Source organism: Flavobacterium sp. MMS24-S5, assembly GCF_050320125.1.
GTDB lineage: Bacteria > Bacteroidota > Bacteroidia > Flavobacteriales > Flavobacteriaceae > Flavobacterium > Flavobacterium tyrosinilyticum.
In genome coordinates this window covers 2,031,084-2,045,221 of sequence record NZ_CP190016.1, presented here as the reverse complement: position 1 = coordinate 2,045,221, position 14,138 = coordinate 2,031,084, and the positions used below count along the sequence as shown (strand labels likewise).

The 14,138-nt window shown below is 32.5% G+C and carries 11 protein-coding genes and 4 pseudogenes; 14 read left to right on the top strand and 1 reads right to left on the bottom strand.

Translation table 11 applies throughout. The features are described from left to right. The first annotated feature begins 3 nt into the window (after window positions 1–3). The 10 genes and pseudogenes from rpsK to ctlX all read left to right on the top strand — a co-directional run bounded on the left by rpsK (window position 4) and on the right by ctlX (window position 8,846). Entirely contained in the window at window positions 4–387 is a 384-nt protein-coding gene (gene rpsK, locus ACPWTF_RS09370) for a 30S ribosomal protein S11 (RefSeq protein WP_026727866.1), read from the top strand. 91 nt (window positions 388–478) lie between these two features. Beyond that, on the top strand, window positions 479–1,084 hold the full coding sequence (gene rpsD / locus ACPWTF_RS09365; protein WP_427875265.1) for a 30S ribosomal protein S4: 606 nt from the start codon (window positions 479–481) through the stop codon (window positions 1,082–1,084). A gap of 21 nt (window positions 1,085–1,105) precedes the next feature. After that, window positions 1,106–2,098, top strand: coding sequence for a DNA-directed RNA polymerase subunit alpha (locus ACPWTF_RS09360; protein ID WP_427875264.1), 993 nt, complete (start codon window positions 1,106–1,108; stop codon window positions 2,096–2,098). A 62-nt stretch (window positions 2,099–2,160) separates the two neighbouring features. After that, window positions 2,161–2,652 carry a 50S ribosomal protein L17 gene (rplQ, locus tag ACPWTF_RS09355; protein ID WP_095931493.1) on the top strand — a complete coding sequence of 164 codons (492 nt, stop codon included), beginning with the start codon at window positions 2,161–2,163 and terminating at the stop codon, window positions 2,650–2,652. Window positions 2,653–2,896: 244 nt separating this feature from the next. Further along, window positions 2,897–4,007: pseudogene (carA, locus tag ACPWTF_RS09350) on the top strand (glutamine-hydrolyzing carbamoyl-phosphate synthase small subunit). A gap of 111 nt (window positions 4,008–4,118) precedes the next feature. Next, a complete protein-coding gene (gene eno / locus ACPWTF_RS09345; protein ID WP_095931491.1) occupies window positions 4,119–5,411 on the top strand; it encodes a phosphopyruvate hydratase in 1,293 nt (430 codons plus the stop codon). A 152-nt stretch (window positions 5,412–5,563) separates the two neighbouring features. Next, window positions 5,564–6,226 carry a citrate/2-methylcitrate synthase gene (locus tag ACPWTF_RS09340; protein ID WP_427875263.1) on the top strand — a complete coding sequence of 221 codons (663 nt, stop codon included), beginning with the start codon at window positions 5,564–5,566 and terminating at the stop codon, window positions 6,224–6,226. Next, window positions 6,180–6,841: pseudogene (locus ACPWTF_RS09335) on the top strand (citrate/2-methylcitrate synthase). Before ACPWTF_RS09340 ends, ACPWTF_RS09335 begins: the two are co-directional and overlap by 47 nt. A gap of 62 nt (window positions 6,842–6,903) precedes the next feature. Next, window positions 6,904–7,819: pseudogene (locus ACPWTF_RS09330) on the top strand (dimethylarginine dimethylaminohydrolase family protein). Between the two features lie 91 nt (window positions 7,820–7,910). Next, window positions 7,911–8,846, top strand: a complete 936-nt coding sequence (gene ctlX / locus ACPWTF_RS09325; protein WP_427875262.1) for a citrulline utilization hydrolase CtlX — start codon at window positions 7,911–7,913, stop codon at window positions 8,844–8,846. A gap of 63 nt (window positions 8,847–8,909) precedes the next feature. Here ctlX and ACPWTF_RS09320 read toward each other — a convergent pair whose 3' ends face one another. Continuing rightward, complete coding sequence (locus ACPWTF_RS09320; RefSeq protein ID WP_250837462.1) at window positions 8,910–9,536, bottom strand: MarC family NAAT transporter; 627 nt, start codon at window positions 9,534–9,536, stop codon at window positions 8,910–8,912. A 153-nt stretch (window positions 9,537–9,689) separates the two neighbouring features. On the opposite strand from ACPWTF_RS09320, the gene ACPWTF_RS09315 reads away from it, so the two are divergent. The 4 genes and pseudogenes from ACPWTF_RS09315 to ACPWTF_RS09300 all read left to right on the top strand — a co-directional run bounded on the left by ACPWTF_RS09315 (window position 9,690) and on the right by ACPWTF_RS09300 (window position 14,131). Then, on the top strand, window positions 9,690–10,055 hold the full coding sequence (locus tag ACPWTF_RS09315) for a CoA-binding protein (protein WP_379798809.1): 366 nt from the start codon (window positions 9,690–9,692) through the stop codon (window positions 10,053–10,055). 130 nt (window positions 10,056–10,185) lie between these two features. Then, window positions 10,186–10,805, top strand: a pseudogene (recR, locus tag ACPWTF_RS09310) (recombination mediator RecR). A gap of 70 nt (window positions 10,806–10,875) precedes the next feature. Beyond that, on the top strand, window positions 10,876–11,667 hold the full coding sequence (locus ACPWTF_RS09305; RefSeq protein WP_427875261.1) for a polysaccharide biosynthesis/export family protein: 792 nt from the start codon (window positions 10,876–10,878) through the stop codon (window positions 11,665–11,667). Window positions 11,668–11,683: 16 nt separating this feature from the next. Then, complete coding sequence (locus ACPWTF_RS09300; protein ID WP_427875260.1) at window positions 11,684–14,131, top strand: GumC family protein; 2,448 nt, start codon at window positions 11,684–11,686, stop codon at window positions 14,129–14,131. Window positions 14,132–14,138 lie beyond the last annotated feature (7 nt).

Below are 14,138 nucleotides of genomic sequence, written 5' to 3'. Positions count from 1 at the left end.
AATATGGCTAAAGCAACTGCAAAAAAACGTAAAGTTATCGTTGAATCAACGGGTGAGGCTCATATTTCTGCCACTTTTAATAACATTATTATTTCTTTGACTAATAAGAAAGGTGAAGTTATCTCTTGGTCTTCAGCTGGTAAAATGGGTTTCAGAGGTTCTAAAAAGAACACTCCTTATGCAGCTCAAATGGCAGCGGAAGATTGCGCTAAAGTAGCACTTGAGGCAGGACTTAAAAAAGTGAAAGTTTATGTAAAAGGACCAGGTAACGGACGTGAGTCTGCTATCCGTTCTATTCATAACGGTGGAATTGAAGTTACAGAGATTATCGATGTTACTCCAATGCCACACAACGGATGTCGTCCTCCAAAAAGACGTAGAGTTTAATTTTTTATTTTTATAGTATAAACAAGGTAGAACATAGATTATCGAAGGATTAGACCTGAATTCATAATTTCTACCTTAAATTTTTTTTAAAATGGCAAGATATACCTGGCTGAAAACCAAAATCGCTCGTAAATTTGGCGAGGCAATCTTCGGAGATGATAAATCTTTCGAAAAAAGAAATTACCCACCTGGACAACACGGGATGGCTAAAAAAAGAGGAAAAAAATCTGAGTACGCTGTTCAGTTAATGGAAAAGCAAAAAGCTAAATATTCTTATGGAATTTTAGAAAAACAATTCAGAAATTTATTCGAAAAAGCATCAGCGACTAAAGGAGTAACTGGTGAAGTTTTATTACAATTATGCGAAGCAAGATTAGATAATGTTGTTTTTAGAATGGGAATTGCTCCATCTAGAAGAGGTGCGCGTCAAATCGTTTCTCACAGACACATTACTGTAAATGGAGAGGTTGTTAATATTCCTTCTTACCACCTTAAGCCTGGTGATAAAGTTGCAGTTCGTGAAAAATCTAAATCTTTAGAAGCTATCGAACGTTCTTTATCAAATTCAAGTCATGTTTATGAATGGATTACTTGGAACAATGATCTTAAAGAAGGAACTTTCGTTTCTGTACCTGCGAGACTTCAAATTCCAGAAAACATTAAAGAACAATTAATCGTAGAGTTGTACAACAAATAATAATTGACTTAGTCGAAATTTATGGCAATATTTAATTTTCAAAAGCCCGATAAAGTTATCATGATCGATTCAACCGATTTTGAAGGTAAATTTGAGTTTAGACCTTTAGAACCTGGTTACGGATTGACAGTTGGTAATGCACTTAGAAGAGTTTTGCTTTCAGCGTTAGAAGGTTATGCAATTACATCTGTTCGTATCGAAGGTGTAGATCATGAGTTTTCTACTATTTCAGGTGTTGTTGAGGATGTTACCGAAATTATCCTTAATCTTAAGCAAGTACGTTTCAAACGTCAGATTGAAGATATCGATAATGAATCAGTTACTATTTCTGTTTCTGGTAAAGATCAATTAACAGCAGGTGATTTTCAAAAATTTATCTCAGGTTTTCAAGTTTTGAATCCAGACCTTGTTATCTGTAATTTAGATTCTAAAATCAAATTGAACTTCGATTTAACAATCGAGAAAGGTAGAGGATACGTTCCTGCTGAAGAGAACAAAAAACAGAATGCTGCAATTGGAACAATTTTTACAGATTCTATTTTTACTCCGGTAAAAAATGTAAAATATGCAATCGAAAACTTCCGTGTAGAGCAAAAAACAGATTACGAAAAATTAGTTTTTGAAATTAAAACTGATGGATTTATTAATCCAAAAGATGCTCTTACTGAAGCTGCTAAAGTTTTAATTCACCATTTCATGTTGTTTTCTGATGAAAGAATTACACTTGAGGCTGACGAAATTGCACAAACAGAATCGTATGATGAAGAGTCATTGCATATGAGACAATTGCTTAAAACTAAGCTTGTTGATATGGATTTATCTGTGAGAGCATTAAATTGCTTGAAAGCGGCTGAAGTTGATACACTTGGTGATTTAGTATCGTTCAATAAAAATGACCTAATGAAATTCCGTAATTTTGGTAAAAAATCTTTAACTGAACTTGATGAACTTGTTGCAGTGAAGAATTTAACTTTCGGAATGGATTTAGCTAAATACAAATTAGATAAAGAATAATTTACTTCATATTTTGCTCTCCATAGCGGATTGTAGCAAGATGAAGATAAAAAAAACACGTCATGAGACACGGAAAAAAATTCAACCACTTAAGCAGACAGACTGGACATAGAAAAGCTATGTTGGCTAATATGGCTTGTTCTCTTATTGAGCACAAACGTATTAACACTACTGTTGCTAAAGCTAAAGCGCTTAAACAATTCGTTGAGCCTTTAATCACTAAATCAAAAGAAGATACGACTCACAATCGTCGTATTGTTTTTGCTTACCTACGTAGCAAATATGCTGTAACTGACTTGTTCAGAGATGTAGCTGCTAAAGTTGGTGACCGTCCAGGTGGATACACTCGTATCATTAAAGTTGGAAATCGTTTGGGAGATAATGCTGATATGGCAATGATCGAACTTGTAGATTTCAATGAACTTTACAACGGAGGTAAAAAAGAAGTTAAAAAAGCGAAAAGCCGTCGTGGTGGTAAAGCTAAAAAAGCTGAAACTGCTGCTCCAGAAGCTCCTGCTGCTGAAACAGAAACGACTACTGAAGCTTCTGAATAATTATGAAAGTAATCATTCTATAGAAATCAAGGATAAACTAATTTTTAGTTTATCCTTTTTTTTGATTTTTTTGAAACCATAAAAATGTAACTTATTTAAAATGATAGGTTTTATTTTTACGGATGAAAGTTTTAAAAAATCTTGGAGGGGCTATTTTAAAGAAGTAAATTTGCAAAATTCTAATTACACTTAAAACCTATATTTTGGTTTTATAACTTGATTAAAAAACAATACAAATTAAATAATGAAATACACAACACGACAAAGCGCCATTTTATTACTTAGTGACGGAACAATCTTTCACGGAAAATCTATCGGGATTAGCGGTAAAACTTTTGGTGAAGTTTGTTTTAACACAGGGATGACTGGGTATCAGGAAATTTTTACTGATCCTTCTTATTTTGGGCAAATAATGGTTGCTACAAATACACATATCGGAAACTATGGTGTTAATGATTCTGAGGTTGAATCTGATAGTATTAAAATTGCCGGTTTAGTTTGTAAAAACTTTAGTTTTAATTATTCTAGAGAAAATGCTTCGGGAAGTTTAGAGGATTATTTTGCTAAACAAAATTTAATCTGTATTTCTGATGTTGATACGCGTGCACTTGTAAGCTACATTCGAGATAATGGTGCTATGAATGCAGTAATTTGTACAGATGGAACTTCAATAGAGGATTTGAAAAAAGAGTTGGCTAATGTTCCTAATATGGAAGGTTTGGAATTGGCTTCTAAAGTTTCAACTAAAGAGCCATATTTCTTTGGCGACGAAAATGCTACTTATAAAATATCAGCTTTAGATCTTGGTATCAAAAAGAATATTTTGAGAAATCTTGCTAAAAGAGATTGTTACATTAAAGTGTATCCGTTTGATTCAACTTATAAAGATATGTCTGAGTTTAATCCTGATGGATATTTCTTATCAAACGGCCATGGAGATCCAAATCCGTTGTTTGGAGCAATTCAGGTTGCTAAGGAGATTTTGGCAGATAATAAGCCATTGTTCGGAATCTGTTTAGGACATCAAGTAATTGGTTTGGCTAATGGTGTTGAAACTTATAAGATGTTTAATGGACACAGAGGAATTAACCATCCAGTAAAAAACATCCTTACAGGTAAAGGTGAAATAACATCTCAAAACCACGGTTTTGCTGTTAAGAGAGAACAATTGGAAAATCATCCAGAATTAGAAATTACGCATGTTCACTTGAATGATGGTACTGTTGCAGGAATGAGAATGAAGAATAAAAATTGTTTCTCAGTTCAGTATCACCCAGAGGCTAGTCCGGGACCGACACGATTCGTCATATTTGTTTGATCAATTTGTAGAGAATATTAAAAGTGGCAAAGCCTAAAACGATGTAGTTAATAAATAAAGGTGTTTAATGACTACAATGCGTTTATAGTATTAAATATTTTTATAATTTCGAAAAAAAAATATAATTTATTAATAAAAAACAAAAATAATGAGTATTATAATTAAAGTTCACGCAAGACAAATTCTTGATTCTAGAGGTAATCCTACTATTGAAGTAGATGTAGTAACTGAAAATGGAGTTTTAGGTAGAGCTGCTGTTCCATCTGGAGCATCAACTGGAGAACACGAAGCTGTTGAATTACGTGATGGAGGTAAAGCTTATCTAGGTAAAGGTGTTTTGAATGCAGTGAACAATGTAAATACTGTTATTGCTGAAGAATTAGTGGGAACTTCTGTTTTCGAACAAAACACAATTGACCAATTGATGATTGATTTAGATGGAACTCCAAATAAATCTAAATTAGGAGCTAATGCTATTTTAGGGGTTTCTTTAGCGGCTGCAAAAGCTGCTGCTAACGAACTTGGATTACCATTATACAGATACGTAGGTGGTGTTTCTGCTAATACGTTACCAGTTCCAATGATGAACATCATCAACGGTGGTTCTCACTCTGATGCGCCTATCGCGTTCCAAGAGTTTATGATTTTCCCAGTAAAAGCAACTTCTTTTACGCATTCTATGCAAATGGGAACTGAAATTTTCCACAGTTTGAAAAAAGTTTTACACGATAGAGGTTTGAGTACTGCTGTAGGTGACGAAGGAGGTTTTGCTCCAAACTTAGCTGGTGGTACTGAAGATGCATTAGATACAATTAAATTGGCTGTTGAAAAAGCTGGTTATTCTTTCGGTGACGAAATTATGATCGCTCTTGACTGTGCAGCTTCTGAGTTTTATGTAAACGGTAAATACGATTATACTAAATTTGAAGGTGAAACTGGAAAAATCAGAACTTCTGAGGAGCAGGCTGATTACTTAGCTGAACTTGCTGCTAAATATCCAATTATTTCTATCGAAGATGGTATGTACGAAGATGATTGGAATGGATGGAAATATTTGACTGAAAAAATTGGTGATAAAGTCCAATTAGTTGGTGATGATTTGTTTGTTACTAATGTTGAGCGTTTGTCTACAGGAATCCAAAAAGGAATTGCTAACTCGATCTTGGTAAAAGTAAACCAAATTGGAACTTTAACTGAAACTATTGCAGCTGTAAACATGGCGAAAAACGCTGGTTACACATCTGTAATGTCTCACCGTTCTGGAGAAACTGAAGACAATACAATTGCAGATTTAGCTGTAGCTTTAAACTGTGGTCAAATTAAAACTGGTTCTGCTTCTCGTTCAGATCGTATGGCAAAATACAATCAATTATTAAGAATTGAAGAAGAATTAGGAAGCACTGCTTATTTCCCAGGTTTAAATGCTTTCAAGATTAAATAATCATAAGAGATATATTAAGATAAACCATTCATTTTTTAATGAATGGTTTTTTTTGGAGTTTTAACAAATTCATAGCAGTATTCTTTTTTTAATTAGTCTTAAATTCATTAGATTTGATAAATTATTATTTAAAGAATTATTTCCAGTATATTATGTCAAAAATAGCTACATTAGAAATAGATGGTAAAAAGATTGAGCTTCCAGTAATCACAGGAAGCGAAAACGAATCAGCTATCGATATTAACAAATTACGTGATTTAACAGGTTTTATTACACTTGATCCAGGTTATAAAAATTCAGGGTCTTGTACAAGCGAAATCACTTTCCTAGATGGAGAAGAAGGAATTTTACGTTACAGAGGATACTCAATCGAAGATCTTGCGGAAAAAGCTAATTTCTTAGAAGTATCTTATCTTTTGATTTTTGGTGAATTGCCTACAGCTTCACAATTAGAAGACTTTGAAAATGGTATAAAAAAGCATTCTTTGGTAAACGAAGAAATGAAAAATATTATTGACGGTTTTCCTAAAACGGCTCACCCAATGGGAGTGCTATCTGCTTTGACTAGTGCTTTAACGGCATTTAACCCTAAAGCAGTTAATGTTGATAATGAAAAAGAAATGTATGAGGCTATTTGCAAAACAATGGCAAAATTTCTTGTAATTGCTACATGGACTTATAGAAAATCTATGGGTTATCCTTTAAACTACTACGATAATACAAAAGGATATGTAGAAAGCTTTATGCAATTAATGTTTAAATTGCCTACTGGTCACTTATGCTGCAAATCCAGTAATCGTAAATGCTTTAGATAAATTATTTATTCTTCACGCAGATCATGAGCAAAACTGTTCTACATCTACTGTTAGAATGGTAGGTTCTTCTCACGCAGGTTTATTTGCTTCAGTTTCTGCAGGAGTTTCTGCTTTATGGGGCCACTTCACGGTGGAGCAAACCAAGCTGTACTTGAAATGCTTGAAGAGATTAATAAAGATGGAGGAGATACAGATAAATTTTTAGCAAAAGCAAAAGACAAAAATGATCCTTTCCGTTTAATGGGATTCGGACACAGAGTTTATAAAAACTTTGATCCAAGAGCTAAAATTATCAAAAAAGCAGCAACAGAAGTATTAGAGACTTTAGGTGTTGAAGATCCGATTTTAGATATCGCAAGAAAATTAGAAAAAGCTGCTCTTGAAGATGAATACTTCAAAGCAAGAAACTTATATCCAAACGTTGATTTCTACTCTGGAATTATCTACAGAGCTTTAGGAATTCCAACTGATATGTTTACTGTTATGTTTGCAATTGGAAGACTGCCAGGTTGGATTGCGCAATGGAAAGAAATGCGTGAAAACAAAGAACCAATTGGAAGACCAAGACAAATTTATACAGGACATCCTTTACGAGAGTTTAAGTCTAATAAATAAAAAACGAAAGCTTCACTTAACTGTGAAGCTTTTTTTATATTTGCTCAAAATACAATAGAGTTATGTTGCAATTAAATGTAAAGAACGAAACGTCTCGACTTCGTGCTGTAGTTTTGGGTTCTGCTGTTCATAATGGACAGAACTCCAACTATAGAAGAGGCTTATGATCCTAAATCATTGGAACATATTAAGGCGGGAACTTATCCTTTAGAAAAAGATATGGTTGCTGAAATGGATGCTTTTAATGCTGTTTTTCAGAAATATGAAGTAACAGTTTATCGTCCGGAAATGATTGAAAACTACAATCAGATTTTTGCACGAGATATTGGGTTCGTAATTGATGATATCTTTGTGAAATCGAATATTCTTCCAGATAGAGAACGCGAATTAGATGCTATTCAATATGTAATTGATCAGATTGATCCATTAAAAGTGGTTCGTCCTCCAGAAGAAGTTCATATCGAAGGAGGAGATGTGATGCTTTGGAATGATCATATTTTTATTGGAACTTATAAAGGAAGTGATTATAAAGACTACATTACAGCAAGAACCAATATGCATGGTGTAAACTATATCAAATCGCTATTTCCTAATAAGATTGTAAAAGAATTTGATTTGGTAAAATCTAAATTAGAAGCAAGAGATAATGCGTTACATTTGGATTGTTGTTTCCAGCCCGTTGGAAAAAATAAAGGTATTATTTATAAAAGAGGTTTCCGTGAGGAGGCAGATTATCTTTATTTAGTGAAGCTTTTCGGAAAAGAAAATCTATTTCATATTGAAAGAAACGAAATGTATAATATGTTTTCGAATGTATTTTCAATTGATGAAAATGTGGTGGTTTCTGAAAAGAATTTTACAAGATTGAATAATTGGCTTCGTGAAAATGGTTTTATTGTTGAAGAAATTCCATATGCTGAAATTTCAAAGCAAGAAGGTTTGTTGAGATGTTCAACGCTTCCATTAATTAGAGACTAAAAATAGTTTTTTGTTTCAAGTTTCACGTTTCAAGTTTTTTGCAAGACGTGAAACCTGAAGCTTTAAACGTGAAACAAAAAAAATATAAAAAATGAGACAAACAACAAACGCAATAGTAATGATTCGACCAGTTGCTTTCAGAATGAATGAACAGACGGCTGTAAATAATTATTATCAAAAAGTATTAGACGGACTTTTACCCAGTACCGTTAATGCTAAAGCGCAACAGGAATTTGATGCTTTTGTTGAAAAATTAAGAGCGGTCGGAGTAGATGTTACTGTTGTTGATGACAATTTAGAGACTGATACTCCTGATAGTATTTTTCCAAACAATTGGGTTTCATTTCATGAAAATGGAGATGTGGCACTTTATCCGATGTTTGCTGAAAATCGTCGTCAAGAACGTCGTGAAGATATTTTAGATACTTTGGAAGAAAAAGGATTCGAAATTGCTAATATCATGGATTATACTTCAGCAGAAGAAGATGGCATTTTCTTAGAAGGAACGGGGAGTTTGTTATTAGATAGAGCTAATGGAAAAGCATATTGCGCACTATCTCCAAGAGCAGATGAAGAGCTTTTTATAGAATTCTGCGAAGATTTTGATTATGCTCCTGTTATTTTTGAAGCTTTTCAAACGGTTGATGGCGAGCGTAAACTAATTTATCATACTAATGTAATGATGTGTTTAGGTGAAACTTTTGCTGTTATTTGTGCAGATTCTATCGATGATAAGAAAGAACGAAAAATGGTTCTAGATAATCTTAAACAAGATCAAAAGGAAGTTATTTTAATAACAGAAGACCAAGTGAATAATTTTGCAGGAAATATGCTAGAAGTTCGCGGAAAAGAGGATAAGAGATATATTGTTATGAGTGCTTCTGCACACCAGATCTTAACTCCAAAACAGATTGCTCAATTGGAAAATCATGCAGAAATCTTAAGCTCAAGCCTTGATACAATTGAAGCTTGTGGTGGAGGAAGCGCAAGATGTATGATGGCTGAAGTTTTCTTGCCGAGAAGTTAAAATAAAAGAAAGGGATAAAATCATACTTGATTTTATCCCTTTCTTTTTAAGAACATTTTGGAGTTAAAAATTTCCTTTTATAATATTTACTATAGCACTTACTATGTATTGAATTCCGATAGAAATAACGATAAAACCAACAATTCTTGAAATAGCGACAATTCCAGATGCTCCTAAAATTCTAGCTAGATAATGAGCACTTTTTAAAATAGCAAAAATCGCTATAGCAATTGCAAGAATCGCCAATGACGAAATTATAATTTCATTTATTTCATGATGCTCTTGATAAAAAGCAATTAAAAGAGACATCGATCCAGGGCCAGCAAGCATTGGTATTGCTAAAGGTGTTAATGCGATATCATTTCTGTGTTGTGCTTCATTTTCAATTTTTTTATTGATTCCTCGTTTCTTGTTGAATTTTCCAGAAAGTAAAGAAAAGCCAGAATTTACAATTACAATTCCGCCCGCAATTCTTAAGGCGTCTATGCTGATTCCGAAAAAAGTTAGAACATATTGGCCAATGAAATAAGAAACCAATAATATGATGAAAACATTGATTGCGGTCCAAAGAGAGATTCGGGATCTTTCTTTTTGAGAGTCGTGTTGTGTTAATCCGACAAAAATAGGTACGGTTCCAATTGGGTTAAGCACGGAGAACAAGGCGGCAAATAAGTAAATAAATAATTCCATATTGTATTGGTTGGTTGAAGTAAATGTAGTTATTTTTTGATGTTTTTATGTAGAATTATGTTATAATAATGTTTTTTATTGCTGTTTATTCTGGGTCAAAGAGATAAAGTTAAATCGTTCTTTTTGATTACTTTTGCATTCTAAACAAAAAAAATGAAAAATAAAAAAACATTAGTTATAGGAGCGTCTACAAATCCAGAACGTTATTCTTATAAAGCAGTAAATATGCTGATAGGAAAAGGACATTCTGTTTTAGCAATCGGACAAAAAGCTGGAGAAGTTGCTGGAGTAAAAATTCAAACTAAAGCGATACCAGTTAAAAATATTGATACTATCACTTTGTATTTAAATCCTATTCGTCAGAGAGATTATTATAATTATATTATTGAGTCACATCCTAAACGAGTAATTTTTAATCCAGGAACCGAAAATCCAGAGTTGTACCAATTACTAGAATTAAATGATATTCAAGTAGAGGTGGCTTGTACGTTAGTTTTGTTGGCTACAAATCAATACTAAAACATTGTTTGTCATCTTCATTTGAGCCAAGAAAAGAAAGGGGTTTCGTAATAAATTATCGTTAGCATTAAGCTTTGAATTTAATGGCTGTAATGTAGGCTAAACCATTAAAAGTATTACTTTTGTCGTCATGGAATTTTCATCAAAATTAATTGAAAAAGCGGTAAACGAAATGTCGCAATTACCTGGTATAGGTAAGCGTACGGCACTTCGATTAGTTCTTCATTTGTTAAAGCAACCTAAAGAACAAACAGCTTTTTTGTCTCAAGCATTATTGAAAATGCGTGAGGATATTAAGTTTTGTGAAAGTTGCCATAATATTTCTGATACTAAAATGTGCGAGATTTGCGCTAATACAGTTAGAAATCATGAAACAATATGTGTTGTAGAAGATATTAGAGATGTTATGGCGATAGAAAACACAGGACAATTTAGAGGAATATATCATGTGCTTGGAGGGAAAATTTCACCTATTGAAGGAGTTGGCCCAATCAGTTAAATATTTCTAGTTTAGTAGCAAAAGTAAAATCTGGAAATGTAGCAGAGATTATTTTTGCTTTAAGCTCAACTATGGAAGGAGATACGACAAATTTTTATATCTATAAACAAATTGCAGATTCTGAGATTATAATTTCGACAATTGCGAGAGGAATATCAGTTGGAGATGAATTAGAGTATGCAGACGAAATAACACTTGGGCGCAGTATCTTGCATAGAGTGCCTTTCGAAAAAACATTTAAGAACAATTAGCTAAACCCCAAATAGCAATTATGTTTTTCTTGATATTAAAGGAAAAGATCTTTGCGAAAACATTGAACGAATGACAAAAAACAGTTTTCTTCTATTTTTATTAATCTCAACATTACTTACATCGTGCATTCCAATCAAAGATTTGGTTTACCTTCAGGATAAAAATGATTCAGGAGAACAAGCAGCGATTGTAGCAGTAGAATCAAAACCATATAGATTGCAAGTACATGATGTTTTAAGGATTAATATAAAAGCAATAGACTCAAAATTAGTATCTATTTTTAATACAACAGAAGGAGAAGCTGGTCAGGCTGGGAAAAGTGAGTCTGGTTTATACTTTGATGGATTTACAGTTGACGATCATGGAAATATAAGAATGCCAATTCTTGGAGAAATTAATGTAATTGGATATACTCTCGAAGAGACAAGAATAAAAATTGAAAAGAAATTACTGGAAGAATATTTTAAAAGCGAAGCAAATATTTTTGTAACAGTAAAATTAGCTGGATTTAGATATACCATAAATGGAGAAGTTGGAAGTACAGGTACAAAAGTATTATTTAAAGACAATGTAAATATTTTAGAAGCTGTTGCAAATGCAGGAGATATTACAACAGTTGGTAATAGAAAAGAAGTAACCATAATTCGTCAGAGTCCAACTGGTGTTCAAATGCATGATATTGATCTTACAGATGTGAACGTAATGAAATCACCATACTATTATTTGCAACCGAATGATTATATATACGTAAAGCCATTGAGACAAAAAACTTGGGGAACTGGGCAAACGGGTATACAGTCTATAGGAACAATAATTACATTGTTATCTTTGGCAACAACAGTTTATTTAATTATAAAGTAAAAAATAGATTTTTAAAATGTTAGATATTAAAGATTTCGCCATTTTTGAAAATCATTCTCATTTTGATTTTAAAGGGTTTCTGTTGAAAATTGTAAGTTACTGGAAATGGTTTCTTGTAAGTTTGATTATTACATTCACTATTGCTTACCAGATAAATATTCGTAAAGAAAAAATTTACGGAATGCAAACCATGATTTCTATTAAAGAAGAAAGTAATCCTTTTTTTACATCAAATACCAGTTTGGTATTCAATTGGGGAGGAGTTTCGGATCAGGTAAACGGTATTTCTACGATTTTGCAATCGAGATCTCATAATGAACTAGTAGTAGAGAAACTTCAATTTTATATTAACTATTTAGAGCAAGGGAAATACAATTTAATTGATTCTTACGGAGCGGTACCATTTTATGTCGATATTGACAAAACAAAGGGACAGCTTGCAAATACATTAATTAGTATAAAATTTTTAAGCGAAAATGAGTATCAAATTCAGATACCATTTGAAGTTAATTCTGTTTCGTTAATTACTTATAGCAATAATTCTTACAGCAATACGTCAGTACAACCTACAACTTTTATTAAAAAATACAAAGTAGGAGAACGTGTTAGTCTTCCTTTTTTAGATTGGAAACTTCAAATAGTAGATAATCCAGGTTTTTATAAAGGGAAAGAATACTTTGTAAGATTTAATGATTTTGATGGAACTGTATCTCAATACAAAGGCATAAATGTAGATGCTGGAAGAAGTGGGGGGTCGTTGTTGACTTTGTCAATGCAAGGAACAAATAAAGCGAGAATGGTTGACTATCTGAATGCTACTGTAAGGATGCTTATGAAATTGCAATTAGATGGTAAAAACCAATTTGCAACAAACACTATTAGATTCATAGATAGTACTCTTGTTGCAATGGAATCTCAGCTTAAAGAGACAGGTAACGAATTAAAGTCTTTTCAAAAAGACAAAAATATTTACGAAATAGAAGACGGAGGTTCTAAAGTTTCAGAGAAAATAATGAGTTTTGATGCTGAAAAGGATCAAGTAGCTAGAAAAATTGCTTATTATAATTCTTTAAAAGCATATCTAAATAGTAGCGTTGATTATTCTAGATTACCTGCCCCTTCTGTTGCAGGAATTGAAGATCCAAATATTGTTGCCAATGTGGGTAGGCTTATTGCGCTGTCTACTCAAAGATCTGAAATGGCTTATGCTGTAAAGAGTGAAAAAATATTTAAAGATTTTGACAATCAAATGGCCGCAGTAAAAAATGTTCTTCAAGAGAATATTAATACTGCAAAGTCTTCTTTAGTTTATGATTTATCTTTGTTAAATGCCAAAATTGGACAAGCAGAAAGTACTGTTAAAAAACTTCCTGCTGAACAACAAGAATTACTGAAGATTAAAAGAAAATACGATCTGAATGATAATATCTATACAGAGTTCCTTCAAAAGAGAAATGAAGCAGAAATTGTAAGAGCATCTAACCTATCAGATATTCATTTTATTGATCCGGCAAAAGATATTGGTGGAGGTTTAATAGGGCCTAAGACTTCTGTAAACTATGTAATGGCTTTGTTCTTAGGGTTTTTAATTCCCTTCTTATTTGTTTTATTAATCTTCTTTATTAATAATTCAATTCAGAATAGTGATGATATTAGTAAACTAACTCAAATTCCATTGCTTGGAGTGATTGGTATTAATAAAGACTCAGGAAGCTTAGCGGTTTTTGATAAACCAAAATCTGCTCTTTCAGAATCATTTAGGGGCTTACGTTCTTCACTTCAGTTTTTATATAAAAAACAAAAAGTTGACGGATCAAAAACCTTAATGATTACTTCTTCAATTAGTGGAGAAGGAAAAACATTCTGTTCTATAAATATCGCTACAGTTTTTGCTTTAAGCGAGAAAAAAACAGTAATTGTTGGTTTGGATTTAAGAAAACCAAGATTAGCAGATGAATTTCAATTAAAATCATCTTTAGGAGTTGTCAATTATTTAATAAGACAAAATAATTTAGAAGAAATTACGAATCGGACACCAATTCCTAATTTAGATGTAATACTTTCAGTGCCAATTCCCCCAAATCCTTCTGAGTTAATTTTAAGTGATTCAATGAAAGAATTGATTGATGAATTGAAGCAAAAATATGATTATATAGTTTTGGATACTCCACCAGTTGGTTTAGTGGCAGATTCGTTAGAATTAGTTCAGTTTGCAGATGTAATATTGTACATTGTAAGACAAAATTATACTAAGAAAGATATGATAACGTTGTTGAATACTAGACTCAAACGTGGAGAGTTGAGCAACGTGAGTATTGTATTAAATGGTTATGAAAATAAAGCAAAATACGGTAGTGGTTATGGATATGGTTACGGCTACGGAGCTTATTCGAATGGTTATCATGAGGAGGAAGTTAAAGATGGATTTTGGAAAGCATTTTTAAATCGAATTAGAAAAAAATAAACTTTGA